At 57.9% G+C, this 25,845-nt stretch carries 21 protein-coding genes and 1 riboswitch; of the genes, 9 read left to right on the top strand and 12 right to left on the bottom strand.

The features are described 5' to 3' along the window. A partial coding sequence (locus BUC26_RS18755; RefSeq protein WP_153307093.1) for a tyrosine-type recombinase/integrase occupies positions 1-219 on the top strand: 219 nt, incomplete at its 5' end. Between the two features lie 263 nt (positions 220-482). Here BUC26_RS18755 and BUC26_RS24230 read toward each other — a convergent pair. From BUC26_RS24230 to BUC26_RS18700, 9 genes are all read right to left on the bottom strand, one after another. After that, on the bottom strand, positions 483-2,813 hold the full coding sequence (locus BUC26_RS24230; protein WP_244155905.1) for a glycosyltransferase family 4 protein: 2,331 nt from the start codon (positions 2,811-2,813) through the stop codon (positions 483-485). Further along, positions 2,789-3,739, bottom strand: a complete 951-nt coding sequence (locus BUC26_RS18735) for an ELM1/GtrOC1 family putative glycosyltransferase (protein ID WP_073378535.1) — start codon at positions 3,737-3,739, stop codon at positions 2,789-2,791. Before BUC26_RS18735 ends, BUC26_RS24230 begins: the two co-directional genes overlap by 25 nt. A gap of 83 nt (positions 3,740-3,822) precedes the next feature. Then, on the bottom strand, positions 3,823-6,069 hold the full coding sequence (gene pilB / locus BUC26_RS18730; protein WP_073378533.1) for a type IV-A pilus assembly ATPase PilB: 2,247 nt from the start codon (positions 6,067-6,069) through the stop codon (positions 3,823-3,825). Positions 6,070-6,159: 90 nt separating this feature from the next. Further along, positions 6,160-7,923, bottom strand: a complete 1,764-nt coding sequence (locus tag BUC26_RS18725) for a formate--tetrahydrofolate ligase (protein WP_073378531.1) — start codon at positions 7,921-7,923, stop codon at positions 6,160-6,162. Positions 7,924-8,109: 186 nt separating this feature from the next. After that, positions 8,110-9,042 (bottom strand): FAD-dependent thymidylate synthase, encoded by a 933-nt coding sequence (locus BUC26_RS18720; protein ID WP_073378529.1) that lies wholly within the window; start codon positions 9,040-9,042, stop codon positions 8,110-8,112. A 1-nt stretch (position 9,043) separates the two neighbouring features. Then, positions 9,044-10,228: a cysteine desulfurase NifS gene (gene nifS / locus BUC26_RS18715; RefSeq protein ID WP_073378527.1), complete on the bottom strand. Its 1,185-nt coding sequence runs from the start codon at positions 10,226-10,228 to the stop codon at positions 9,044-9,046. Beyond that, a complete protein-coding gene (gene nifU, locus BUC26_RS18710; RefSeq protein ID WP_073378525.1) occupies positions 10,225-11,058 on the bottom strand; it encodes a Fe-S cluster assembly protein NifU in 834 nt (277 codons plus the stop codon). The genes nifS and nifU overlap by 4 nt, the downstream gene beginning before the upstream one ends. 137 nt (positions 11,059-11,195) lie before the next feature. After that, positions 11,196-12,923: a phosphohexomutase domain-containing protein gene (locus BUC26_RS18705; RefSeq protein WP_073378523.1), complete on the bottom strand. Its 1,728-nt coding sequence runs from the start codon at positions 12,921-12,923 to the stop codon at positions 11,196-11,198. A gap of 52 nt (positions 12,924-12,975) precedes the next feature. Further along, complete coding sequence (locus BUC26_RS18700; protein ID WP_073378521.1) at positions 12,976-13,161, bottom strand: Trm112 family protein; 186 nt, start codon at positions 13,159-13,161, stop codon at positions 12,976-12,978. A gap of 159 nt (positions 13,162-13,320) precedes the next feature. Here BUC26_RS18700 and proC point away from each other — a divergent pair, with 159 nt between their 5' ends. The 3 genes from proC to BUC26_RS18685 all read left to right on the top strand — a co-directional run bounded on the left by proC (position 13,321) and on the right by BUC26_RS18685 (position 15,807). Next, on the top strand, positions 13,321-14,127 hold the full coding sequence (gene proC / locus BUC26_RS18695) for a pyrroline-5-carboxylate reductase (RefSeq protein WP_244155904.1): 807 nt from the start codon (positions 13,321-13,323) through the stop codon (positions 14,125-14,127). A gap of 110 nt (positions 14,128-14,237) precedes the next feature. Then, a complete protein-coding gene (locus tag BUC26_RS18690; RefSeq protein ID WP_073378517.1) occupies positions 14,238-15,062 on the top strand; it encodes an NAD(+)/NADH kinase in 825 nt (274 codons plus the stop codon). Between the two features lie 85 nt (positions 15,063-15,147). After that, on the top strand, positions 15,148-15,807 hold the full coding sequence (locus BUC26_RS18685; RefSeq protein ID WP_073378550.1) for a DUF2959 domain-containing protein: 660 nt from the start codon (positions 15,148-15,150) through the stop codon (positions 15,805-15,807). A 76-nt stretch (positions 15,808-15,883) separates the two neighbouring features. On the opposite strand, the gene BUC26_RS18680 is transcribed toward BUC26_RS18685, so the two are convergent. Together BUC26_RS18680 and BUC26_RS18675 are read right to left on the bottom strand one after the other, a co-directional pair. Further along, positions 15,884-17,272 carry a sigma-54-dependent transcriptional regulator gene (locus BUC26_RS18680; RefSeq protein ID WP_073378548.1) on the bottom strand — a complete coding sequence of 463 codons (1,389 nt, stop codon included), beginning with the start codon at positions 17,270-17,272 and terminating at the stop codon, positions 15,884-15,886. Between the two features lie 2 nt (positions 17,273-17,274). After that, positions 17,275-18,144, bottom strand: a complete 870-nt coding sequence (locus BUC26_RS18675; RefSeq protein WP_073378515.1) for a PHP domain-containing protein — start codon at positions 18,142-18,144, stop codon at positions 17,275-17,277. Positions 18,145-18,566: 422 nt separating this feature from the next. On the opposite strand from BUC26_RS18675, the gene BUC26_RS18670 reads away from it, so the two are divergent. Further along, complete coding sequence (locus BUC26_RS18670; RefSeq protein ID WP_073378512.1) at positions 18,567-19,343, top strand: hypothetical protein; 777 nt, start codon at positions 18,567-18,569, stop codon at positions 19,341-19,343. A gap of 178 nt (positions 19,344-19,521) precedes the next feature. Next, a complete protein-coding gene (locus BUC26_RS18665) occupies positions 19,522-20,187 on the top strand; it encodes a FlgO family outer membrane protein (protein ID WP_073378510.1) in 666 nt (221 codons plus the stop codon). A 249-nt stretch (positions 20,188-20,436) separates the two neighbouring features. On the opposite strand, the gene BUC26_RS18660 is transcribed toward BUC26_RS18665, so the two are convergent. Continuing rightward, positions 20,437-21,108 (bottom strand): Crp/Fnr family transcriptional regulator, encoded by a 672-nt coding sequence (locus BUC26_RS18660; RefSeq protein ID WP_073378508.1) that lies wholly within the window; start codon positions 21,106-21,108, stop codon positions 20,437-20,439. Positions 21,109-21,232: 124 nt separating this feature from the next. Here BUC26_RS18660 and dinB point away from each other — a divergent pair, with 124 nt between their 5' ends. From dinB to BUC26_RS18645, 3 genes are all read left to right on the top strand, one after another. Beyond that, positions 21,233-22,354, top strand: a complete 1,122-nt coding sequence (gene dinB / locus BUC26_RS18655; RefSeq protein WP_244155903.1) for a DNA polymerase IV — start codon at positions 21,233-21,235, stop codon at positions 22,352-22,354. A 257-nt stretch (positions 22,355-22,611) separates the two neighbouring features. After that, a complete protein-coding gene (gene sppA, locus BUC26_RS18650; RefSeq protein WP_073378506.1) occupies positions 22,612-24,492 on the top strand; it encodes a signal peptide peptidase SppA in 1,881 nt (626 codons plus the stop codon). Positions 24,493-24,561: 69 nt separating this feature from the next. Beyond that, entirely contained in the window at positions 24,562-25,533 is a 972-nt protein-coding gene (locus BUC26_RS18645) for a hypothetical protein (RefSeq protein ID WP_073378504.1), read from the top strand. 103 nt (positions 25,534-25,636) lie between these two features. After that, a riboswitch (cobalamin riboswitch) is annotated at positions 25,637-25,832 on the top strand. The last annotated feature ends 13 nt before the right edge of the window (positions 25,833-25,845 follow it).

Genomic DNA, 25,845 nt, shown 5'->3' with positions numbered 1-25,845 from the left:
CACCGCCTTCGCCATACAATGGCAACGCAACTGCTCAATGGCGGCGCTGATATCGTTACGATCCAGGAGTTGCTGGGCCACTCAGAAATAGAACTGACCATGCGCTACAGCCGACTGTCTAACCTAAAAACCCAGCATGATTACTACCGGGTTATGGAACGGCTGGAGACACAAAACGACGATACTCTGGCCGCAGAGGTTCCGCCCATCAGGAACTAGTTCCTGATGGGCCTCTGGTCAGAAAGACCTTGACGCGAGGACCAAAAGAGCACAATATATGAGCAACTAACACATCTATATCAATAGAAAAAACAGGATATGTTACGTATAGTTCCTGTAAATCTTGATAATCGAATACGAAGCAAAACAACCAGACATAAAAACCATGCAATTTTGAACTACCAGTTTAAATCACAATTCCTTCAGTTAATCCCTAATCTGCCGTAGCAAGTCGGTGGGACAAGTTAAAACCTGTCCCACCATCAGTTGAACTCGGCCTCCTGCACCTCTGTCCGATCGGCATGAACTCGTCGTTTGGCATCGACGAGTTCTCGGTAGAGGGCTTCGGTTTCTTCGCACATCTTTTTCATGGTGAAAGTGCGGTTGACCAGCTCGCGTCCGGCTCGTCCGAATGCGGCCCGTCGCTCGGCGGCTTGCAGTGCCTCGTCAAGGGCCCGGGCCAAGTCTGCGGCATCTCCCGGCCTGACCAGCCAGCCGGTATGACCTGGCGTAACGGTCTCCAGACTGCCGCCATGGGCGGTCGCTACGACGGCCTTGCCCATTGCCATGGCCTCAATGGTCGTGCGACCGAAGGCTTCCGGCTCGTTCGAGGAAGCCGAAACAACGATATCGGCGAGCATCAGCGCCGCCGGCATGTCGTCACAATAACCGGCCAATGATAAGCGATCGGCGAGTTGATACTCACCGATCAGCGCAATCAATTCCTCGGTGAATTTCGGATTGTCTTTGATGTCACCGATTAGCAGTGCCTGGTAGCCGGTATTCCTCATCTGGGCCAAGGCCCGGATGAAAACGTCCTGTCCCTTCAGCCTGGTCAGACGGCCCGGCAGGATGATCAACGGTCTGCTGCTGTCGATGTTCCAGGCGGTTCGCAGCTGTTCGACCCTGGATGGATCAATGGCGGCAGAATCGAAAATCTCCTTGTCGACACCGCGAAAGATCAATTTGATGCCGTGGCGGACTCCGTAGGCCTCCCTGATGTGTCGTTCGATACTTTTGGAAATTGCGATGATACCCTCGCCCTTGGTCATAATAGCGCTGTAGCGATTGACCGAGTAAAACCCGTGAAAGGTGGTCACCAGCGTCGGACGATATTTTTTAGGCAGCGATTTCCAGGCAATGTAGCCGACCCAGGCGGGCATCCTGGAGCGCAGGTGCAGGATGTCAATCTGCTCGTTTTTCAGCAGTCGACGCAGCGGCAGAACATATTTCAACGTCAGCGGGCTTTTCGCTCCCACCTGCCAATCGACATGGCGACTCCCTTCGGCCTCCAGCTGCTCCACCAGCCGTCCCCCGCCGGAGATAACGAAAGATCGATGCTGCCGACCGGCAAGATAACGGCCGATTTCCAGCGTCCCCCGCTCCACCCCGCCACTGTCCAGCTCGGGCAACATCTGCACGACGGACAGGATCTCGCCGGTGCGCCGTTTGCGCTTCTCCTCCAGCAACCGGCGATAACAGTCGATGGTCCTCTCACACATGCAGCGGGCGGTAAAATGGTTCTGCACCCAGTGCTGTCCCCTGGCCCCGGTCTCGGCAAGCATCTCTTGAGCCGTCAACACCCGGCGAAGACAGGTTGCCAAATCGTCGGCATCGGCCGGTTCGACAAACCACCCGGTCTCATTTTCCCGCACCGTCTCCAGACTGCCGCCATGTCTGGTGGCAATAACCGGCCGGCCCATGGCCATGGCCTCGATGGCTACTTTGCCAAAAGCCTCGGGCTGGCTAGACGAAGCAGACACGACCAGATCGGAGACAAGCAGTGCTGCAGGCATGTCGTCGCAATGCCCGACCAATCTGACCTTGTCTTCAAGCCCGTGACTTTCGATCGAGTCCCTCAGCCGTTTGGTGAACGACTGGTTTTCATCGGTATCGCCGACACACAAGGCACAAAAAGGAAGTTCTTTAATTTTGGCAAGTGCCTCGACAAAGACATCCTGTCCTTTCCAACTGGTAATCCGGCCCGGCAACATGATCACCGGGCCGGTCTGCCGTTCGATGCCCCAACTCTTTTTCAGCACCGCCACCCGCTGCGCCGAAACACTGTCCGGATCAAACACGGCCGGATCATAGCCGCCGTAAATCAATTCGATCCGTTGCGGGTCAAGCTGATAGTTGCTCAGGATGTGTTCTCTGATCGTGTCGGAAACCGCAATGACCCGTTCGCCTCTGGTCATGATGGTCGAATAGGCATTCACCGAATAGAAACCGTGAAAGCTGGTGACCAACGCCGGGCGAGTCGAACGGTTCATGCCTCTCCAGGCAAAATAGCCGATCCAGGCCGGCAACCGAGATCTGAGGTGGAGGACATCAACCCGTTGATCAATAAGAAAGGCACGCAGTCGGGAGATATATTTCAGGCAGCGAGCACTCTTGGTACCGATATCCTTCCAATAGACGTGGTTTACCCCATTTTGCTCGAGTTGCCGGACCAAGCGCCCGCCTCCCGAGATCACCACCGATCGGTGCCCTTCTCTGGCCAGATAGATGGCGAAATCAAGGGTTTCTCCTTCAACGCCGCCTTCATCCATCTCCGGAACGACTTGAACTACCGTAAGCTGCTTGGCCACCATCGCTTGACAATTTCCCTCGCGCAGCGATCCGCTTCGTTGAGCGGTTCATGTTCTTGCCATTGGTCGGGATTGGCGAGCCAGCTCGCCAAAGAGACCACCAGTTTTTTGTCTACCAGATACCGCTCACTATAGGCGAACTTGCCGTCTTTCTTTTTCCAGCGAACCGGCACAATTCCCACCCGACAGCCGGCCGACAGGGCCTCATAAACCATGGAAATGGAATCAGCGGTGATCCAGACGGTGCCATGCTGCTGATACTGTTGTTCAATCCATCCCGGTTCGGTTTGCGCAAACGGAACGAATGTGACGTGCGGAAATTCTGCCGCCAGTTTGGCGCAACGCGACTCGGTGCTCGCGGGGGTCCGGGGCGAACTCGTCATGACCCAAGACCGCATTGCTGATTTTTCAATAATGCAGGTAAGATCCGTAATGATCCGCTGCTCATCCCAAATGTGGGAAGCGCTATCGGCACCTCCGATGCAGAATAGTCCGGTATCGCGACACTGCTTGTCTCCCGCCGTTGCCGTGTTTGGAGGACCGATCGTTAGAAACAGATTGTCGGCCGGTCGCACGCGATCATGGATCGGCGAACAACACAGGTTGAACCGACTTCGCAACGGCCACGGCGGAGTCATACAGACTACGGCTCGAGCCCGATAGGTTCTCGCCCAGTTCAACATCGGCAGATGGGTCCGCGAACCTGCGCCGAGCACCAGGTCATACCCTGCCGCCGTCTGGTGGGGACTGGGCCGACAAAGAAAATAGCCGACGAGAGCAACTGCGTCACCAAGCAATGATCGGCGGACGACATCAATCTCATCGACGGAGATCTCGGCATAACGGTGCAAAGCGTTGGCGATGCCCCTGGATTGTTTCATGTGTCCCGGACGCCCGTCACGAAACAATGCAATATGCAGTTTCTCCATGGGTCCGCCGTTTGGCGACGATAATGAGGTTTTGGCAGGACTGTGCCACGCCAGTGGCACAACAAGCGATACTGATCAGCAAGTCAATGACCGTTCGGCCGTTGCGGAGGTCCCGGAGGAGGTTTTCGTTGACCGCCTCCTGCCAGTTTGACGATAATCTGATTTGATTTGAGAAGCCGGCTGGTCATCGTGGCAAAAAGGTGCGACGACACATCGGGATATTTATGTATGATTTCGTCCAGTTTATCTCCCGGAAACCGTTTTACCGTGCTGCGTCCCTGGGAGATAATCGATGCGGTACGCTGCTCGCCGGAGATGGTGGCCATTTCGCCGAAATATTCCCCAGGCTCGGTCAACTCGGCTATCTTCTTGCCACCCTTGACGACGGTCAGTGCCCCCCTGATCAACTTGAAAAAATCGATATCCCTGTTGCCCTCACGGATAATGACATCACCGTCTTCGTACTCTTCAACATCGGGATTGACCAGATAGGCGGGGAGACTCTCCTCGTGGGCAACCGTGCGCCGCAGCGCCTCTTCGATACTGGTGATCCCCTGTTGCACTTTGTGGAGCGCCGCCTGGCGCAACGGAGTCATTCCTTCCTGGACTGCGATTTTGCGCAGCTGATCTTCGGGGACCTCGGCGCTGATGGCCTTGGCGACATCCTCGGTTACCTCCATCAATTCGAAGAAACCGACCCGTCCCCGGTATCCGAGTCCGTTGCAATCGGGGCAACCGGCAGGGCCGTACACCGTCAGGCCTTCAAGATCCTCCTCGCGAAAACCGGCCCGAATCAACTCGCCGGGGTCATGCTCCACCACTTTTTTACACTTCTGACACAGACGCCGGCCAAGCCGCTGCGACAGGACCATGGTAACCGAAGAAGCGATCATGTACGGCGGCACCCCGATATCGACGAGACGCCCGATGGTGGCGGCACTGTCGTTGGTATGCAGCGTCGAGAAGACCAGATGGCCGGTCATCGCCGCTTTGATGGCGATTTCAGCTGTTTCGTAATCGCGGATCTCACCGACCATGATGATATCGGGGTCCTGACGCAGGAATGCCTTCAGCGCGGCGGGAAAGGTCATTCCCACTTCCTGATGGACGTTGACCTGGTTGATGCCTTTAAAGTTGAACTCGACTGGATCCTCGGCCGTCAGAATTTTGATATCCTCACTGTTCAGCGAGTTCAATGCCGAATAGAGCGTTACCGTCTTGCCCGAACCGGTCGGCCCGGTTACCAGCAGCAATCCCTGCGGCCGGGATAGACAGCGCTTGAGCATCTCAAAGGTCTTCTTTTCGAAACCAAGCTGGGTCAGGTCGACATTGAGCGAACTCTTATCGAGGATACGCAGAACCACCGATTCACCAAACAATGTTGGTAGCGACGAGACACGAAAATCCACCGACCGGTTCTTGCCCATGCGCATCTTGATGCGCCCATCCTGGGGAATACGCCTCTCGGTAATATCAAGTCCCGAAAGAATCTTGACCCGGGCGACCATCGCATTTTTAATGGTCAGCGGCAGGTTCATCGATTTATAGAGGGAACCGTCCTTGCGATACCGGACCTGCATACTGCGCTCGTACGGCTCGATATGGATATCGGAGACGCCCTCCTGAACCGCCTTGACCAGAATACCGTTAACCAGCTTGATGATCGGCGCATCGGACGCAGCGAATTGATCGAGCCCGGCGTCGTCGTCACCGGTCTCAATCTCGAACGTGTCGGCGGCCTCGGCAACGATGGCACCGAAGTCGTCGACTTCGGTAATAGAGATCTCGTCGTGCGCTTCCTCGCCGACGAAGAAGCTTTTCGCCTCCTCATCATCGATCTCGTAATATTTCCTGTAGGCCTCGACGATATCTCTCTCCGTTGAAACGCACACGGAAAGTTCTTTACCCAACTCATCCTGCAATTCTTCGACCGCCGATGCATCGGACGGTTCAGCCATGGTGACCTGCAGGGTGTTGCCCGCCATACGCAGCGGGAAGGCCATATATTTTTTGGCAAGGTCGTAGGGGATCAGCTTGATCGCTTCCGGACTGGGCGGCTCATTTCTAATAACCGCAGCCGGATAGTTATGGTGCCGGCTGAGAAAATTAAAAACAGTGTCTTCGTCGATATATTCGAGCTGACGAAGAACGGCGCCCATCCGGGCGCCGTTCTTCTGGACTTCACGTTTGGCGGTCTCAAACTGGGTGGCGGTGATATAGCCTGACTTGCTCATCAGCTCGCCAAGCTTTATTTTTCCGGCACCCGACTGATCCTTGACCGTCTTTTTTATTGAGGATTTACGGGTTGTGCTCGATGCAGATGTTGCCATAAAACGTTATATCCGTTGAAATTGGATCAATAACAAGACTCATTCCGAGTATACAACACCTGCACGGCCAAATATATCATTTTCTGCGTCCTAGAAGACGCCGGTAACCCGCCCCGATTCAAGGTCAACATCGACCCGGCGATAAGCCGGATCGGATCCGGTTCCAGGCATCAGACTGATCGTGCCGGCTACCGGGACGACGAAACCCGCTCCTTTATACGTTAGGATATCACCGACCGGCAGCGTCCACCCTTTCGGCACGCCTTTCACCTTCGGATCATGGGACAGGGACAGATGGGTCTTGACCATGCAGGTACCCATGGTAGCCATGTCGGGATCGGCGGACAGACGTTTCAATTTCGCCGCCGCGTCAGCCGAGTAGGTCACTCCGTCGGCACCGTAGACCTCTTTGGCAATCAGTTCGATGCGTTTATCCAGCGGCGTATCCAGGTCATAGAGAAACTTGAAGTCGTTGGGCTCTTCACAGGCATCGATGACCGCGTCGGCAAACTCGACGGCTCCGTCGCCGCCCTTTTCCCAGTGCCGCGACAGAGCCACTCGAGCGCCGGCCGCTTCACAGAGTCGGCGTACCGCCTTGATCTCGTTGTCGGTATCGGTATAAAAGGCATTGATACAGACCACCGGATTGATACCGGCCTTCTTGACCGTTTCAATATGGTGGAGCAGGTTCTGCGTACCCGCCTCGACCCAGCCGACATTTTCGTTTTTGTATTCCGCCGGCATCGGCTTGCCGGGGACCGGGATCGGTGCGCCGCCGTGACACTTGAGCGCCCTGATGGTGGCGACGATCACTGCGCAATTGGGCTTGTTGCCGGAATAGCGACATTTGAGATTCCAGAATTTCTCGAAACCGATATCGGCGCCGAAACCGGACTCGGTCACGTTGTAGTCGGCCAGTTTCAGGCCAACTCGGTCGGCAATGACCGACGACTGGCCGATGGCGATATTGGCAAACGGCCCGGCATGAACGAGAACCGGCTGCCCTTCCAGGGTCTGCATCAGGTTCGGGTTGATGGCCTGGACCATCCAGGCGGTCATCGCGCCGTCTACTTCGAGATCGGCGGTGGTAATGGGGCGATCCTGCTTGTCATAAGCGACGACGATCTTGCTGATCCGCCGGCGCATATCCGCCAGGTCGGTCGCCACCGCGAGAATTGCCATGATTTCGGAAGAAACGGCAATACCGAAACTGGACTGCATCGTAAATCCGTCGGCCTTGCCGCCGATACCGATGGTGATGTTACGCAGCGCCTGCGCGCAGAAATCGATAATCCAGCGAAACTCGACTTTTTTCGGGTGGATGTCGAGTCGCTTCAGGTTGCGCTGGGCCAATTGTTCGTCAGTATAGTTGGCCTCATGCTGCATCCGGGAGGTCAGAGCCACCATCCCGAGATTGTGGGCGTTCATGATGGCATTGATATCCCCGGTCAACCCGAGAGAAAACTCATTGAGCGGGATACACTGGGCAAGCCCGCCACCGGCAGCAGAGCCCTTGATATTCATGGTCGGACCACCCGACGGCTGACGAATGGCGCCAATGACCGATTTGTTGCGCTTGCCGAGCCCTTGGACCAATCCCATGGCCGAGGTCGATTTCCCTTCGCCGAGCGGGGTCGGGGTGATGGCGGTCACGTCGACATACTTGCCGTCAGATTTGTCGCCGAGCCGATCGAGAATCCTGCGATAATCGAGCTTTGCAACATAGTGTCCGTACGGCAGCAATTCCTCTTTTTCCAGGCCAAGTTCCTCCCCGATCTGGTACACCGTCTTCATTCTGGTTTCCGCTTCCTGCGCGATTTCCCAATCTGCGTGTTTTGTCGGATCAAGCACCATTGATTACCTCCCTTTCACCATGTAGTTAGAGTTGATGACGCACCTCAGGAACGGCCTGACAGATGAACCTTATATCCGTTCAGCCTGCCATGTCAAGGGGTTATCCTCAGCGGCCGGGACGGCAGCTCGTCGGCGCACTCATCCGAACGGGCCGTTGCCCGGCACACCCGACTCCCCCGAAAAGAACTACACGTGCTGCAAAACAGGATAGCGACGCTGCAACTCCGCCGCTAACGGAATCATGATCTCCCGCATCGACGGTTCCGCCGCCGGGATCGTACGCAAGCTGAATATATGCCGCCACTGGGCGAGATTGCAATAGGTGATGATCTCCGTCTTGCAGGAGTTGGGCAGGACGGTTCGGGCGGCCTGCGGCGTGCTCGTCGCCAACAGCTGCAGATAGATTTGCTCCGTCTGCTCCATGGCCCGCAGCCAGAGTTTATATTCAGCCGAATCTTGGTTGAAAAACATCGGCTTGATGAAGCTGACCTGATTGCCGAACTTGTCCTGGCTGTAGCGGCAATAACGCTGGCTCTCCTGCAGAAAAGAACAGGGGCGATGGCGAACCAGCTCATGGGTCACCGCCCGATTGACAATAAACTTGACGCCAACATAGCGGTGCCGCAGCAGCAAGGGTCCGGGCAGCTGCTCCACAGCCGGCAGCGCCATTTTTTCAACGCTGATGCCGCCGGTGTCAGCCGAAGTTTTGGCCGAATCGGCAACTCCTTCAAAAAGATAGGGGTGACGACCGGCGAGAAACCCGACCATGGCCGCAACCAAACGGCTGCGCGAGGCATGGCCGGCGCATTCACGGAAAGCACGTACCGAACCGGTAACCAGCAGGCCGTCCTGGTAGGGATCGATCACCAGGTATTTCGGCTGTAACGCATAGAGCGACTCCGGTTCCAGATCACCGTTCAGCAGCAGCGTCACGACCGCCATCTCCAGAACCGAATTGTGCCCGTGGGCAGCGATCTTTTTCACGAAAGGCAAGGCCGAATTGGAACTGATCAGCTCCTCACTCTTGTAGCAAATGCGGCCACAGGCCTCCAGCCGAACGACGAGCGAGGCCTGATCCAGTTCATCTTGTATCTGATAGCTGGGTTCAACGATGAGCATGTCACTCTCCCGGCCAGAACGGCGACATTTCTCTGAGTTGGCCAATAATCTGCGGCATTTTCTCGAGAACGAAATCGATCTCCTGCTCCGTGTTATACACGCTCAGGGAAAAACGGATCGAGCCGTGTGCGGCGGTGAACGGCACGCCCATTGCCCGCAGTACGTGGGACGGTTCGAGCGAGCCGGAAGTGCAGGCGGAACCGGACGACGCACAGATCCGATGGCGATTCATATGCAGCAGGATCGACTCTCCTTCGACATATTCAAAACTGATGTTAGTCGTATTCGGCAGCCGCTGCAGCCGATGCCCGTTCAGCAGCGCGCGCGGAATCGACGCAAGCAGTCCGGCCTCCAGCTTATCGCGCAGCGCCTTGACCCGGCTGTTTTCTTCCACCATCTTTTCCTGCGCCAATTGGCAGGCCCGACCAAGACCGACAATCGAGGCAACATTTTCGGTGCCGGCACGGCGACCATGCTCCTGGTGACCGCCCGCCAAAAACGGTGCGAAGGGCGTTCCCCGGCGGACGTAGAGGATGCCGACTCCCTTCGGGGCATGCAGCTTGTGACCGGACATCGACAAGTAGTCGATGTCGAGTGACGCCAGGTCGATCGGGATCTTTCCGGCGGCCTGCACGGCATCGGTATGGAAAGGGATGCCGCGTTCTTTGGCCAGTCGAGCCATTTCCTCTACCGGCAGAATAACGCCGGTCTCGTTGTTGGCCCACATGATGCTGACAACGGCGGTATCCTCGGTCAGCGACTCGAGATAATCGTTCATGTCGACCATGCCGTCCTCGTCGACTTTGAGCATGGTCACCCGGTATTTGGTGCCGGTCATCGAGCCGATATTCTCACAGAGGTTTTTCACCGCCGGGTGCTCGACCCGGGTCGTTACGATATGTCGTCTCTCCGGCGCGGCCCTCAGGGCCGAAAGGATCGCGGTGGAATCACTCTCGGTGCCGCAGCTGGTGAAGATGACCTCCTCCGGATCACAGCCGATAAAGTCCGCCACCTGGCTCCGGGCCTGTTTCAAGGCCCCGCCGACCTGTCCGCCGAACGTATGCATGCTGGACGGATTACCGTAGAGATCGGTCAGGTACGGCATCATCGCATCAAGCACTTCCGGCGCTACCCGGGTGGTCGCGTTGTTATCGAGATAGATCACCTGGTCCTGTTGCTCCTTCATTTGTCCTCCTCCACTACCAGAGAATCAAGCACCTGTTCCCGGAGCTTCTTCTCGACGAATTCCTTGATGGTCGTCTGTGACTTGAAACAGCTCGTGCATTGCCCCCGCAGGGAGACTGTCACGAAATCGCCGTCCACATCGATCAGTTCGATATCGCCGCCGTCCATACGGAGACCCGGCCTGATTTCCCGTTCAAGCACGTCCTCGATTTTTTTTATCTTCTGCAGCGTGGTCATGCGCTGGCGCGACTTCTTCAATGGGACCACCCTGAGCCCTTCGGAGACCGTCTTGTTGAGCAACTCCTGCAGGCGCCCCTCGCACTTACCGCAACCACCGCCGGCCTTGGTAAAATTGGTGATCTCTTCCACCGAGCGCAGATGCGACTCTTTGATGGCCCGTACGACCTCCAGGTCGGTGACGCCGAAGCATTCGCAGACCACCTCACCTTCAGCCTTCGGCAGAGCCACGCCGCGAAAGTCTGCCAGGGCGGCCTCGAGCGCTTCTCGCCCCATGACCGAACAATGCATTTTTTCCTTGGGCAGACCGCCGAGGAAGTTGGCGATGTCCTCATTGGTGATCTTTTCGGCCTCGGCAATACTCATCCCCTTGATCATTTCGGTCAACGCCGATGAAGAGGCTATTGCGCTGGCACAGCCGAAGGTTTTGAATTTAGCATCGACGATCCGATCGTTTTCGATTTTCAACGTCAGCTTCAAAGCATCACCGCAAGCCAGCGAACCGACGTCGCCGACACCGTCGGCGTTTTCGATCTCGCCGACATTACGAGGGTTTTGAAAGTGCTCAGTGACCGTATCTGTATAGTCCCACATGGATGTAGCTCCTGGATCTGGTGTTCGTCGGGGCCGAACGCCCCGTATTCATCATGACGGGTGTCAATCATATCACCGACAGCGGCACCGTCACCCTGCGGTGCCCGCCGGAACCAGGCGATTTTCCTGGCGGTGTATCACAACAGGCCGAGTTCGTCGAGCATCCGCCGGGCGGTCGCCACCAGAAAACCGGCTCCGTCCGGTGTTCGGGATTCGACATAAAAACGCACCTTCGGTTCGGTGCCTGACGGTCTGATCATCAACCAGGAATCGTCTTCAAAAATTATTTTTCGACCATCGATGTCGATGACCTCCCGGATCGTCTTTTCCTCATCTCCGACAACAACGCTGCCGCCAACCCGGTATCTCGCGAGCTCAGCCAGGGTCCGATCAAGTTCAGCGCCGCTCCGGCTGACGGCGACACTATCCCGGTCCGGATAAAATGCCCCGTAACGCGCCTCGAGTTCCCGGAGCATCTCGCCGAGATTTCGCCCGCTCTCGAGTACCATGTCGAGGGCCAGCAACAGGCCGATATAGGCATCTTTTTCCGGCGTATGGCCAATGATGGAAATACCGTCGGACTCCTCAAAACAGACAAGCGCCTTGCCGATCACCGACTTGAACTCCTTGAAGCCGACCCTGGTCTCGAAGACCTGCTCACCGAGTCCTCTGGCAACCGCATTGACCAGGTTCGAGGTAGCCACCGTTTTCGCCACCATCCCGCTCAGCCCCTTCTGTTCGTGCAGGAAGAAGTAGGCCAGTGCTCCGAACTGATTCATACCGATCTCGGTGGTACCGTCGGTGAAACGGATTCGGTCACCGTCCGGATCAATAATAGCACCGATCTTCAAGCGGGCCGAGTTGTCCGCAAGCACACCATTGACAGTCTGCAGATTGGCCGATGACGGTTCCGGGGCGATCCCGCCGAACGTAACATCGGCGGTGCCGCGCAACAGCTGCAAATGGTTCGCGGCCGGACCGAGGAGACGCTCGATGTGCAGCCGGCTCGCCCCGTGTACCGCATCGACGGCAATAACGAGGTTGTCATGGGCCGCAGCGCGATCGAGCAGCTTGCGGTACTCGATACGATGTACCGCAGCCTGGCTGTCCACCAGCTGCTGCCACAGAGATAAAGAATCGATTGACTGACACGCACCCCGCGGCGTGGAGGCTTCCGCCGTCTCCGAGGTCGGCCGGGAGACCAGCTCCCGGGCATTGCTCGTGATCAACCGGGTCAACTCGGCCGCAGCCGGACCACCGTCGGCGGCGTTGTATTTGTAGCCGCCGTATTCGAGAGGATTGTGAGACGGCGTCAGGTTGACCGAGAACGCGGCCTGCAACCGGAGTAGGGTCGCCGACAGCACTCCGGTCGTCGTTTCTCCGCAGAAATAGACGTTGAAGCCGTGAGCCATCAGGGCATCGGCTACCGCCCGGCCGAGCGTCTCTCCGGCAAAACGGTTGTCATAACCGACCAGGCACCCGTGCCGGCAGGCATCGGCGTAGGAATCGACGCCAAGATGCGGGGCCAACGAGTTGTCCTCGTCGAGCCTGCGGTACATGGCGATGATCGCCTCGGTGACGCAGCGCACCGAAGCGACGGTAATATCCTTACCGAGCTGGCCGCGCCAGCCGGATGTGCCGAAGGAAATCGGGGAGCGCGGCGGTGCCGTGCTGGTGACGATTTCGTCCAGAACGAGACGGTACACCGATTCGATCCGTGGCGACACCTCATCACCGAAACGATCACGCAGCGCCAACAGCTCCTTGATCAAGCCGAAATAGTCGCTCCGGCTATGGTCCTGCTCGACGACGTACTGCTCCATCAAGCGGCGCCAGATCTGTTCCAGGTCTTCAGATGATTTCATCTCCGCTCTCCCGTATCAGTGAGACGGTCGATTCCCTCCACCGGCGGTTTGCTCACGCCGGGCGCTCATGACCCCCAAGCCGCTTCGCTTTGTCGATCAACATGACCGGAATGTCATCGATGATTTCATAGAGCAGGCCGCACGGCTCACAGACCAGGCCGCTCTCATCGGCCTGGAGCTTGACCGGGCCCTTGCACTGCGGACAGGCCAGAATATCCAATAACTCCTTGTTAATCATCTCTTTCCTCTTATCGTACAGGCGGGCGATCGATCCCCGCGCTGATCCTGAAACAACACCGATTGATGCAGACACATTGTCTGGACCAAAATCGGCCAACATGTTAGATTGATAATTCTAATGCATAATTCTTCAAAAAGCATGGGAAAGGACAGAACAATGGCAAAAACGATCGTATTTGTCGGCGGCGGTCAAATGGCCGAAGCCCTACTGAAAGGACTTCTGCAATCCGGTGAATATACCGCCGAACAATTCGAGGTAGTCGAACCGAGCGCTGCCAGGCGAACCCATCTCGAAACCGCCTTTCAGGTCTCGACCACCGTCTCCGTCTCCACGGCAGTACCGCGCGCCCAGGTCGTCATTCTGGCGGTCAAACCGCAGATCATGGCCGATGTCCTGCATGATCTCAAACCGGTACTGACCGACCAGCTCGTCATCTCCATCGCCGCCGGCCTTTCCCTTTCCTTTTATGCCGCCATCCTTGGCAAGATGGTGCCGGTGGTCCGGGTCATGCCCAACATTCCGGCCCTGGTCCAGGAGGGAGCATCGGCCCTGGCCCGCAACGATCAGGTCGGCAAGGAAGACCTCGCCTTTGCCGCATCGCTCTTCGGTACGGTCGGCAGCACTTCGATCGTCGAAGAGAAGCAGATGGACGCGGTAACCGGCCTGAGCGGCTCGGGACCGGCTTACGTCTTCGCCTTTATCGAGGCCCTGATCGACGGCGGGATCAAATCCGGATTCAGCCATCAGGCAGCTGCCGAACTGGCCGTCCAGACCGTACTCGGCGCGGCCCGCCTCGTACAGGCGACGGGTGAACATCCGGCCGTGCTGCGTGGCCGGGTCTGTTCGCCGGGAGGGACCGCGATCAGCGGGCTCCATGTCCTGGCCAAAAACGGCTTCCACGGCATTGTCATGGACGCCGTCGAAGCCGCGGTGCAGCGATCCATCCAACTCGGCCGCTGCTGAATAGCCGGAACAAAGACCATGTGCCGATACCTCTCACCCCACTCGACGACCGCCCCCGAAGATCGCGCCCGGATTGGCGCCACAGTGGTCCTTCGGTCTGCCGGCATCGCATGACGCTGCAGATCAAACGGGCCGGCATCATCGCCAAGAAGGACGACCGGCAGGCGGCCGATTATGCCCGCCACCTGCGCCGCTGGCTGGAGCAGCGAGGCATCGAGACGGTGCTCGACGAGTTGTCGGCCGATCTTCACCTATTGATCATTCTCGGCGGTGACGGCACCCTGCTTCATGTCGCCGAGACCGCCGCCCGACACGATATTCCGGTAATCGGCATCAATCTCGGCAACCTCGGCTTTCTCACCGAGCTGACGCAAGAGGAAAGTGAGTCGGCTCTGGCGGCGATCATCAGCGGCCCTGCCGCCATGGAACGCCGCATGATGCTCAAGGCACGGCTGCTCGAATCCGGCCGGCAGCATGATTATCGACATGCCCTCAACGATATCGTCATCAGCAAGAATGCCATCGACCGTCTGCTGCACCTGGCAACCAAGGCCGACGGCAACCCGATTACCACTTACCAGTCCGACGGCCTGATCTTTTCCACCCCGACCGGATCAACCGCCTACAATCTGTCTGCCGGGGGACCGCTTGTCCATCCGGAACTGGAAACCATCCTGGTTACACCGATCTGCCCGTTCATGCTGAGCAGCCGCCCGACCATCGTGCCGCCGGAGATGACGATCACTTCGGAATTTCTGGCCGACGACCTCGGGTCACGGGCAAAAGTCATTATCGACGGACAGCGGGTCTGGGACATGAAACCGGGCGATGTGCTCGAGGTCAGTACCTCGGAATATGCACTGCGGCTGATTTCCTCGACAAAAAGAGATTATTTTTCTATCCTCAGAAACAAACTGAAATGGGGCGCCCGTTAGTATCCCCTGGCGATCCGCCGCCGAACGGAGCCCGCTCATCCGCCCCGTGGCCGAGCCGCCACATCACTTCCGAAGAGGTTTCACCGTGCTCTCGCCTTCACGACTATCCGTTTATATCGTCGGTCTAGCCGCGTTCCTGCTTGCTGCCGGCTGCAGCAGCACCTATTATCGGGCCATGGAAAAAGTCGGTATCCACAAACGAGATATCATGGTCGACCGGGTGGAAGACGCACGAAATGCGCAGGAGGACGCGCAACAGCAGTTCAAAGACGCCTTGGAGCAATTCGGCAGCGTCGTCGCGCTCAAGGAGACCGACCTGAAAAAGTCCTATGATCGTCTGAACGGCGAATATGAAGCGAGCCGCAGTGCCGCCGACACGGTGTCATCACGGATCGATCGGATCGAGGCCGTTGCCGACGACCTGTTCGCCGAGTGGCAGGACGAAATCGCGCTCTACCAGAACAGGGAACTGGCTCGCAACAGCAGCCGGCAACTCGAGGAAACCAAAGTTCGCTACAAGGAGATGATGGCGCGGATGACCCGGGCGGAGCGGAGCATGGCGCCGGTTCTCGACATCTTCAGAGACAATGTGCTGTTTCTCAAACATAATCTCAACGCTCAGGCGATCGGGTCGCTGCAACGGGAATTTACCAATCTCGAGGCGGAAATCGGTGTGCTGCTCGATCGGATGAGCGAGGCGATCGAGTCGTCAAACACCTTTATCGCCGGCATGCAGGCATCCTGAGCGGTGCCCGACGACTGTACCCGGTCTGCAACCGGTATCGCATCGCGGCTGGTATTCCCTGGTGTGACGACAGTTGTCACTTCTGCTTTTTGATGGAATATTTTTTCATCTTGTACTGCAGCAGGCTTTTGGTGATGCCGAGCCGCTCGGCGGCCCTGGCCTGCACATAGCCGGTTTCTTCCAGCGCCCGCATGAGCAATTGCTCTTCAACGGCATAGAGAACGTCGTTGAGCTGAACCGATTCGGGGATCATCTGCAGGATGTCGATTTCCCGGGTCCACTGGGCGTCCTTGTCAAAGGAGACCGATTCCGGCTGGACGTCTTCCGGCTTAATAACGGTACCGTCACAGAGAATCGCCGCCCGCTCGATGGTGTTCTCCAGTTCTCGCACGTTTCCTTCCCAGGGGAGATTCATCAACAGCCGCAGCGCCTCCGGAGAAACCTCCAGCCGGTCGTAGCCCAGCTGAGCGGCGCATTTTTCAAGAAATCCATTGACCAGGATCGGGATGTCGTCCATTCGCTCCCGCAGCGGCGGCAAGGCGAGATGAATGACGTTGAGTCGGTAGAACAGATCCTCGCGAAACCGTCCCTGCAGCACCTCCTCTTTCAGATCCTTGGTCGTCGCCCCGATGATCCGTACATCGACCTGCAGAGTCCTCGTTCCGCCGACCCGTTCGAATCGCTTTTCCTGCAGCAGCCTGAGCAATTTCGATTGCAGCGCCAGCGGAAATTCGCCGATCTCGTCGAGAAAGATGGTGCCCCGATCAGCCAACTCGATCCGCCCTTTGCGCATCGCCGCAGCACCGCTGAACGCCCCCTTCTCGTGACCGAACAGTTCGCTCTCCAGTAGATGTTCAGCCAGCGCGGCGCAATTGACGGTAATGAACGGATACGGCTCCCGCGGACTGTTGAGATGAATCGCCTTGGCCACCAACTCCTTGCCAGTACCGCTTTCACCGGTGATCAACACCGAGGCCGGGGTCGGCGCCACCTTCTCGATCAACTCATAGATCTGGCGCATCCGCGGATTCTTGCCGACCATGCCGGTAAAGCCCGAACGCTGCTTCACTTCCCGCCGCAACCTGGTATTTTCACGAATCAGGGAGTAATGGGAGACGGCGTTGTTGATGGTAACGATGAGTTCGTCGTTGGAGAATGGCTTGGCCAGATAACTGTAAGCGCCGGCCTGCATCGCCGCCACCGCCTTGTCGATTTCGGCGTAGGCGGTAATAATCACCACCGGTAGATCCTTGTTGAAATCTTTTATCTCTTCGAGCAGCGCCATCCCGTCCATGCCGGGCATCTGCATGTCGGTCACCACCAGGTCGAGATCAACATCCCTGACGACGGCCAGCGCCTCCCTGCCATCCGGCGCCGTATAGACCTCAAAGCCTTCGTCACGCAACAACTCCGAAAGAACGATCAGGTAGTTCGGTTCGTCGTCGACGACGAGTATCGTGTTCATGGTCATTGGCTCTTGCTTCCCACGCTCTGCTGTTCGTCGGTTTCCCATCGGTGTTGCAGTCCGGCCAGGATCTCGCCGGGCACCCTGAAATCCGGACCGCCGGCCATCCGCGTCCCCGGTCTGATGTCGCCATGATAGTCTGAGCCGCCTGTTTCCAGCAATTGAAAACGGTCGGCCAGGGCCCGCAATTGCCGCAATTGTTTTCCCCGCTGCGTCGGGTAAAATGTCTCCAAGCCGTCCAGGCCCTGCTCTTTCAGTTCGCCAAGCAATCCGGCTAGCTCGTCCTGCGGCAGAGCCAGCTGACCGGGATGCGCCAACACCGCTATCCCTCCGGCCCCGTGGATCAGGGTACAGGCCTGATCGGCCGGAAAGACATAACGCGACACATAGGCGCAGGCGCCCTTGCGCAGATAGCCGGCAAAGGCCTGGTCGATCGAACCTACCACCCGCTTCGCGACCAGGAGCCGGGCGATATGCGGGCGCCCGGTCTGTCCGCCGCCGGTAAAGGTGCGCAACGCTTCTTCACTCACCGGCAAACCGAGAGAGACAAGCTTATCGATGATTTTTCCGTTGCGCTGCGCTCGTGCTTCCTGGAGCACCCTCAAGCCGCTCTGCAATGCATCGTTTTGCCAGTCGAAATCATAGGCGAGCAGATGCAGGTGATAGTCGCGCCAGGACACGCTCAATTCAAGACCGGAAATCACGCGAACACCGTGCCTTCGCCCTGCGGCCAGGGCTTCACCGGTACCGCTGACGGTATCGTGATCGGTGATCGACACGAGTACCAGTCCTCGTCCGTGAGCCATCTCGACCAACGCCTCCGGCGTCATGGTGCCGTCCGAATGACTGGAATGAAGATGCAAATCCAACATGCTGCCCAACCCGTGTAGCTCCTGTTATTTCCTTGCCTGGCTGCAACAGCGGAACTTGAGCTGTCACAGCGACGGGCACGACAGCAACCCGGCCAACCATCACCATAACCGCGGAGTGCGGTGCAGGCAACGTGCTAGTGAGGGGAGCTTGAAAAATTCGGGATTTCGTTCAAGGAACGAAATCCCGAATTTTTCAAGCTCCCCTTGAGTATTGGATCCGCCATGCAGCCGAATATGGCCAACCCCGGCCGTTTTTCTCAGGATTGCTATAGTTTTCCGCCAATCAGCCGATAGAAAGACATGAACGGGCAATTCGCGTTACGCTGGCTCGGATACCGCCCGAGCCTTCGCCGAGTCAGGATTAATCAGCGACGGAGTCGGCCCCTGCCGGGCGTTGTCCGTCTCGTCACCATGAGGCAGGTATGAAGCAACAGCTTTTTGTCCTGATCGCAGCGCTGTCGGCCCTGCTGGCTGCCGGCTGCGGCAGGGTTCCCGAACCGGCCCCCTACGTCTATTCCGACCAGCAGAAAATGCAGGCCGGTCATCACTGGGACGTCCTGGCAGCCGACGTGGCGGGCGAAATCAATACCGCTTTGATCCTCGGCGATTTTCTCACCACTCCGGTTTTTGTCAGACAGACCTGCGGCGACGAGGACACCCCCTGTCGGGCGGCCGAGACATCGGTCTTCGACGAGGCCTTCAGGGATCTGCTGATCACCAACCTGGTCGCCCTCGGGGTGCCGACCAGCAGCACACCGACCGAAGACACCATCGTCGTGCATTACAAGGCGCAGCCGGTCTACCACCATACCCACCGATTACGGACCATTCGGCCGGGACTGTTGACGTCCATTTCCGCCGGTATCATTGTGTTGCGCAACGCGCCCTGGGAACTGGCGGCGATGGCCATGGCCGGCGGCATCGATGCCCTCAACGCGGCCTATAACAGCCTCGATCGGTTCGAGGTGGTGATCACCACGTCGATGATCGCCAAAAACACCTATCTCTATCGAGATACCAGCATCTACTATATCAACACTACCGATTCCTGGCATTACAACACAACGACCGCACCGGCCCAAATCACACTCAGCACCCCCGGTTCTGCGCCACCGGCCACCAGGCAACAACCTGTGGGAATCTTTGACGAACCAAAATCAACTGCCGCCGGTGCACCGGCGGAGACGACCGGCATTTAAGATGTCCGCCACACTACTGGGAAGCTTGAAAAATTAGGAATCTCGTTCAAGATCGAGGCGCGCAAGAAAATTTTACCACAGGCATATACACGATATTCCGAGGATAAAATTTGATTAAGCAACGATGAGATTGAGCGAAATGACAATTTTTCAGGGTTCCCTACTGAGGAGAAGTGTTATGTCCCATCAATCGAGCTTCGCGTTCAGCCGGCAGCAAGAGTATCGCGGTGTGATGATGCTGCCCCTTTTTTTGCTGACGCTCCTGTTGCTGAGCGGCTGCGCCGCGTTCAACGAGACACGACTCGAAAGCAGCCTCGGTAGGGATGTCGACCTGGTCGATTTTGCCAACGAAATCGCTGACGACCTGATCAGCCAGGCCTTTCCGCCGTTATTGCCGCGCCAACCGCAGCTGCCGGTGTTGACCACCACCTTCGTCGACAACAATGAGCTGGAGCGGACTTCCCATTTCGGCAGGGTGCTTCAGGAGAACCTGGCGGCACGCCTGGTCCAGCTTGGCTATACGGTCAAAGAAATCAAATTGCGGCCCGACCTGGTCATTCAGCCGAAATCGGGTGAAACAATCCTGTCCCGGCAGTTGTCCCTGCTGAAAGAATCCCAGCCTGCCCAAGCCATCCTCGTCGGCACCACCTCGATGGCGCAACGAACGATGTATATCTCCGCTCGGCTGATCAACCCCAATGATGCCACGATCATCGCGGCCCGTTCCTATCGTCTCTACATGGACAAAAACGTGCTCGCCATGTTCGGCCTGAAGACCGCCGACGGCGGCGGCGAGTTCATCAAGGAACCGAGCGAACCCCTGATCAATCAGCTGTTCTATTGAACCACAGGAATTTTTTTCCTAAAAACCAGCTTCCCAGGGATGGCCGGTCCTGCCGGAGGCTGCATCGCGAAGGCCCGGCGGGTCGGAGAATTAGGCCCGAAGGGCTGCGGACAGGACGTCCGCAGCCGGCGGTCAGGCAATGGATGGCCTGTCTGCCGGCCTCGGAGGCCAGCCGATCAGGCCGCAGCGCAGCAGCCGGAGGCAGGACCGGCCAGCCATTCCGACTTGATCCCTGTCCCGCCGTTGGTTTCATCGATCTGCCAAGGCCTGGCGATCGAGGATGGTGATGGCGCGGCCGTCCACGCGTATCAGGCCGTCATCGCTCATCCGAGCAAAGATCCGGGACAGGGTTTCCGGGATGGTACCGAGCAGGCTGGCCAGCTGTCCCTTGGAAATGTCGAGATTGACCACATTGCCGGTCTGCTGCTCCTCCGCCGCAACGAGCAGATAACTCGCCAGCCGCGCCGGCACTTCCTTGAGCGACAAATTCTCGATCTGCGCGGTAAATTGCCGCAGACGCAGCGACAACACCGCCAGCATATTCAAGGCGATGGACGGGTGTGCCTCGATCAGTTCGACGAATTCTCGCCGCGGCAGAAACAGCAGCGTACTCTGCACCAACGCCTCGGCACTGGCCGGAAACGGCTGGCCATGAAACACCGCCACCTCGCCGATCGGTTCACCGGGACCAAAAATGTGCAGGATATGTTCCTTGCCGAGCAGGTTCATCTTGAAGACCTTGACCTGGCCGGCGGCAATCAGGTAAAACCCGTTACCCGGATCCCCTTCGAAAAATATCGTCTCCCCTCGGCCATACTGCTTTTCCCGAGCCAGCGCCGCAATAGTCTCCAGCTGGTCGTCAGGCAACCCCTGAAACAGTGAAATCTCGCCGATGATCTCTCTTTTTTTCTGTTCGGTCATGGTAGAGTAGTCGGTAGCAGATTCTCAAGTCGTTATCGATACCACGAGACACCGGCGAAACTCTAGCAGATCGAGACGATAATGAACAGCACTTGTTGAGCCCCGGCAACGGAGGGAAAAATCGGTGGCGCGAAAGATCATCCATATCGACATGGACGCCTTTTATGCTTCCGTCGAACAACTTGACAACCCGGAACTGATCGGCAAACCAGTGGTGGTCGGTGGTCGTCCCGACTCCCGCGGTGTTGTCGCCGCCTGCTCTTACGAGGCCCGGGTCTTCGGCATCCACTCGGCAATGCCGTGTGCTCGCGCCTTCGCCCGCTGTCCGGACGCGATTTTCATCGTCCCTCGTCTCGGCCGCTATCGCGAGATATCGGCAAGGATCATGGAAATCTTCAGGAGCTACACCGAGCTGGTCGAGCCACTTTCGCTGGACGAGGCGTATCTCGATGTAACCGACAATTCCCAAGGTGAACCCTCCGCCACCGCGCTCGCCCACCGGATCTGCCGACAGATTCACGAGGAGACCGGGCTGACCGCATCGGCCGGCGTATCGTTCAACAAGTTCCTAGCCAAAGTCGCCTCTGACCTGCGCAAACCAAACGGCATCAGCGTTATCACCCCGGAAATGGCCGCCGATTTCCTGGCCGGGCTGCCGATCGCCTCCTTCCACGGCGTCGGCACGGTAACCGCCGAGAAAATGGCTCGGATCGGCATCACCCGTGGAGCGGACCTGCTGAGTTGGTCGCTGCCACGGCTGGTGGAACACTTCGGCAAACAAGGGGTGTTTTTCTACCATATCGTCCGGGGCCACGACCAGCGAATCGTCCAACCCCAACGGATCAGAAAATCGATCGGCGCCGAAACAACGCTCCGCAGAGACACCCGGGATCGGACTCAAATAAAGCAGATACTCACCCATCTGGCCGAGCGGGTCAGCCGGTCTCTGTGCAGCCGCTCCACTTACTGCCAGACGGTAACCCTGAAGGTTCGCTACGCAAACTTCGTCACCATCACTCGGTCGACCACCCTTGCCCGGCCGCTTAACCGGGTCGAAGACATTATCCACTGCGTGCTGCCGCTGCTGGCCCGGACCGAGGCGGGACAAAAAAAAGTCCGCCTGCTCGGGATAGCCGCTGCCAAGCTGACGACGGCCGCGGCCGACCGCCCCCGCCAGCTCCTCCTGCCCTTTCCCGCCCCGTCCGGCGCTGCTGATCATTGCCAAAGCTCCCGTCCCAGTCACTGACGATCCGGCAAAGATACCGGGTTTACTTGCACCCCGATGATTGCTATTATCTCCGGCAGTATTGCCCGGATCGCTCGCTATTGCCTTTTTTTTTATATGGAAATCGGTTCTACAGGCTGAACTCCCCGGGCCGGCCGGTCCTGCCGGAGGTTTTGATGATGAGGGGGGGGGACAGGTTAAAACCTGTCCCGCCGTTGATCGAGATTCCGGCAGCAAAACGACGTCTCTCTGGTTCACCGACCAACTCGAGTCCTGACATGAAAGATTTTTTTGTATCGATATTTAACATCTTCAAGGTCCTCGCGAAGATTCTCGGGACGCTCTGGACCATCGTCTTCAACCTACTGTTCTTCGGCGGTATCGCGCTGCTCGCGGTGACCTTGTTCCGTTCGACGGAGACGGTCATCCCACTCGACAGTATCCTCAAACTCACCCTCTCCGGCACCATTGTCGAACAGCAACAGGACGCTGCTCCCATCGACGGCTATCTCTCCGAGTTCCTCGGGTTCTCCGATCAACCACGGGAAACGCTGCTGCAGGATGTTCTCGATGTACTCGATCAAGCCGCGGACGACGACAGCATCGTCGCGCTCGTGCTCGACCTGGAATCCTTTGACGGCGCCGGTCTGAACCAATTGCAGGAAATCGGTGCGGCCTTGACCCGCTTCAGGCAAAGCGGCAAACAGGTAATCGCCGCCGAAGATTATTATACACAGAGTCAATACTATCTTGCCGCCCACGCGGATACGGTTCTGCTCAACCCGATGGGAGGCGTCAACCTGAGCGGTTTCTCGGTCTATCGGTTTTATTTCCAGGAACTGCTCGACAAACTCAATATCCGCTTTCATGTCTTCCAAGTGGGCGATTACAAGTCTGCCACCGAACCGTTGACCAGGAGTTCCATGTCGCCGGAAGATCGCAGTCAGTCACGGGCCTGGCTGACCGACCTGTGGGCCCAGTATCTTGACGACGTTGCCGACCAACGAGACCTTCAGCCGGAGGCTATCACCGCCTATATCAATCGCATCCCGGATAATCTCAGGGAAGTCGGCGGCGACCTGGCCCGTCTCGCCCTCGACAGCGGTCTGGTCGACCGGCTCAGCCACCGTCATGAAACAAGCAGCTACCTGGCCACCCTGACCGACTCGACGACCGACGGCTCACCCCGCATGGTATCGTTCACCACCTATCTGAAAACGGTTGACCCGTCTTATCGCGGCGCTGCCGAAGAACAGCCGGAAATCGCCCTGATCGTCGCCCAGGGGGCAATCATGCCGGGTCGCAGCAGCACCGGCACCATCGGCGCCGACACGATCACCTCATTACTGCAGCAGGCACGAACAACGCCGGCCGTCAAAGGCGTGGTCCTGCGCATCGACAGCGGAGGCGGTTCGGCCTTTGCCTCGGAAATGATCCGGCAGGAACTACTGCAGCTCAAACAGGCCGGCAAGCCGGTCGTTGTCTCCATGGGCAGTATGGCCGCATCGGGTGCCTATTGGCTGGCCGCCGACGCCGATGAAATCTGGGCGGCCCCGAGCACCATCACCGGTTCCATCGGTATCTTCATGGCCCTGCCGACCTTTGACGAGAGTTTGGCCCGACTCGGCATCCGCCGTGACGGCATCGGCACCACCAACCTTTCCGGAGGCCTCGACCTGAGTCGTCCCCTGGCTCCGGAAATCAAGGAGGCTATCGAATTGACCCTGGAAAACGGTTATCGGAAGTTTCGTTCCATCGTAGCCGAGGGGCGCGGCATGACCGAGGAGACCGTCGAAGGGCTTGCCCAGGGTAAGGTCTATTCCGGCATCGCCGCCCGCGATATCGGTCTCGTCGATCAGCTCGGCGACCTCGACCAGGCCATCAAAGCAGCGGCCGCCAAGGCCGGCCTGGGTAACTATGCGGTAACCACCCTTACCGAACCGCTCTCTCTCAGAGAACAGCTCTTCCGCCGGATCGGCAGCGAATCCCGGGCCGCCGCACTGCAATCTCCGCTACTGACCGGTCTTACCGGACTGATACGGGATATCGAACCGGCCGCCGAGCAACTGCTGCTCTTCAACGACCCGAACGGTCTCAATGCCCACTGCATGCTGCAGCTTTTCCCCTCGCCGGGGATTATCCCGTCAGCGATACGCTGAAAACGCTGCCGCTTCCCGGAACGTTGCTGTGACAGTCTCTCAATCTGCCGCCCACCATGTGACGCCGCCATGGAACTGACACTTTTTTCGCTCCCCATCCTCTGGGGTCAATTAGTGCTGCCGCTGCTCAGGTTACTGCTGTTCATTTCCATCGGGCTGCTGGCCGCCAACCTCCTCGAGTCGTTGAACTGGACCGGCAAGATCGCCCTCGTCGCCCGGCCACTGATCCGGTTGGGTCATTTTACCGAACACGTCGGGGCGGCCTTTGCGATGGCGCTCGTCTCCGGGGTTGCGGCCAATACCATGCTGGCCGAAGCCTACGAACGGGGCGACATCGACAAAAGAGAACTGGTGCTGGCCAACCTGTTCAACAGTCTGCCCACCTATTTCCTGCATCTACCGACGATGATCGTCATCACCCTGCCGCTGATCAAAGGAGCCGCCTTCATCTATGTCGGCATCACCTTCCTGGCCGCCCTACTCAGGACCCTGACCATTGTCGGGGTCGGCCGACTGCTCCTGCCACCCCCGAAAGAGCTGACGACGCTGTCTCTGGCCCCGGAAAAAGATCAGGATTGGGGGCAGCGGTGGCAAAAAGTCTGGCGGCGATTCAAGAAACGAATGAAAAAGATCGCCCTGTTCACCGTGCCGATCTACATTGTCATCTTTGTCATGAACCGGCTCGAATTTTTCGATTTTCTCGAGCAGCGTGTCGCCTCTCTGCTCGACTTTCTGCCCTGGCTCTCGCCGCAGGCCATCGGTATCATCACTCTGCATATGGCCGCTGAGTTGACAGCCGGGCTGGCTGCCGCCGGCGCGCTGCTGCAGGACAATGTCCTGAGTTACCGGGAAATCGTTTTCGCGCTGCTGATCGGCAACATCCTGTCTTCCCCACTACGGGCCGTCAGACACCAGTTTCCCTACTACGCCGGTATCTTTCAGCCGAAACTGGCCGTCGAACTCATCTTCTACAACCAGCTGTTCCGCATCGTCAGCCTGATTATCGCCGCGGCCTGCTATATCGCACTGACAACATCTTGACCTGAGCCGTTTTCCCCTATCGACCGAATCACATCGGTCAGGCAGCACCGTGCGCTTCGGCGTGAACGTGCCGATGGTTGACAAACACCGGTTCAGGCGGTAGAAGGGAAGGACGGACTCAGGTACCGGGTCGAACCGCTCGACCCGATTTAAAAGGGAACTCCGTGCGATTCGGAGACGGGCCCGCCGCTGTAACCGGGACGAACGTTGCACGACGTCACTGGCCTGAATCGGCTGGGAAGGCGCAACCAGTAGGGTGAACCGGAAGTCAGAAGACCTGCCTGATGCAAGCGAAAGCTTCCCGTGGAACAG

It is taken from the genome of Desulfofustis glycolicus DSM 9705 (assembly GCF_900130015.1).
Classification (GTDB): domain Bacteria; phylum Desulfobacterota; class Desulfobulbia; order Desulfobulbales; family Desulfocapsaceae; genus Desulfofustis; species Desulfofustis glycolicus.
Note: the sequence above shows the minus strand (reverse complement) of the source record. Positions and strands in the feature narration are given on the sequence as shown.

Excerpts from the sequence above, each read along its gene's own strand:
- BUC26_RS24230 (WP_244155905.1), bottom strand. The coding sequence starts at position 2,813 with ATGGTGGCCAAGCAGCTTACGGTAGTTCAAGTCGTTCCGGAGATGGAT.
- BUC26_RS18735 (WP_073378535.1), bottom strand. The coding sequence starts at position 3,739 with ATGGAGAAACTGCATATTGCATTGTTTCGTGACGGGCGTCCGGGACAC.
- pilB (WP_073378533.1), bottom strand. The coding sequence starts at position 6,069 with ATGGCAACATCTGCATCGAGCACAACCCGTAAATCCTCAATAAAAAAG.
- BUC26_RS18725 (WP_073378531.1), bottom strand. The coding sequence starts at position 7,923 with ATGGTGCTTGATCCGACAAAACACGCAGATTGGGAAATCGCGCAGGAA.
- BUC26_RS18720 (WP_073378529.1), bottom strand. The coding sequence starts at position 9,042 with ATGCTCATCGTTGAACCCAGCTATCAGATACAAGATGAACTGGATCAG.
- nifS (WP_073378527.1), bottom strand. The coding sequence starts at position 10,228 with ATGAAGGAGCAACAGGACCAGGTGATCTATCTCGATAACAACGCGACC.
- nifU (WP_073378525.1), bottom strand. The coding sequence starts at position 11,058 with ATGTGGGACTATACAGATACGGTCACTGAGCACTTTCAAAACCCTCGT.
- BUC26_RS18705 (WP_073378523.1), bottom strand. The coding sequence starts at position 12,923 with ATGAAATCATCTGAAGACCTGGAACAGATCTGGCGCCGCTTGATGGAG.
- BUC26_RS18700 (WP_073378521.1), bottom strand. The coding sequence starts at position 13,161 with ATGATTAACAAGGAGTTATTGGATATTCTGGCCTGTCCGCAGTGCAAG.
- proC (WP_244155904.1), top strand. The coding sequence starts at position 13,321 with ATGGCAAAAACGATCGTATTTGTCGGCGGCGGTCAAATGGCCGAAGCC.
- BUC26_RS18690 (WP_073378517.1), top strand. The coding sequence starts at position 14,238 with ATGACGCTGCAGATCAAACGGGCCGGCATCATCGCCAAGAAGGACGAC.
- BUC26_RS18680 (WP_073378548.1), bottom strand. The coding sequence starts at position 17,272 with ATGAACACGATACTCGTCGTCGACGACGAACCGAACTACCTGATCGTT.
- BUC26_RS18675 (WP_073378515.1), bottom strand. The coding sequence starts at position 18,144 with ATGTTGGATTTGCATCTTCATTCCAGTCATTCGGACGGCACCATGACG.
- BUC26_RS18670 (WP_073378512.1), top strand. The coding sequence starts at position 18,567 with ATGAAGCAACAGCTTTTTGTCCTGATCGCAGCGCTGTCGGCCCTGCTG.
- BUC26_RS18665 (WP_073378510.1), top strand. The coding sequence starts at position 19,522 with ATGTCCCATCAATCGAGCTTCGCGTTCAGCCGGCAGCAAGAGTATCGC.
- BUC26_RS18660 (WP_073378508.1), bottom strand. The coding sequence starts at position 21,108 with ATGACCGAACAGAAAAAAAGAGAGATCATCGGCGAGATTTCACTGTTT.
- sppA (WP_073378506.1), top strand. The coding sequence starts at position 22,612 with ATGAAAGATTTTTTTGTATCGATATTTAACATCTTCAAGGTCCTCGCG.
- BUC26_RS18645 (WP_073378504.1), top strand. The coding sequence starts at position 24,562 with ATGGAACTGACACTTTTTTCGCTCCCCATCCTCTGGGGTCAATTAGTG.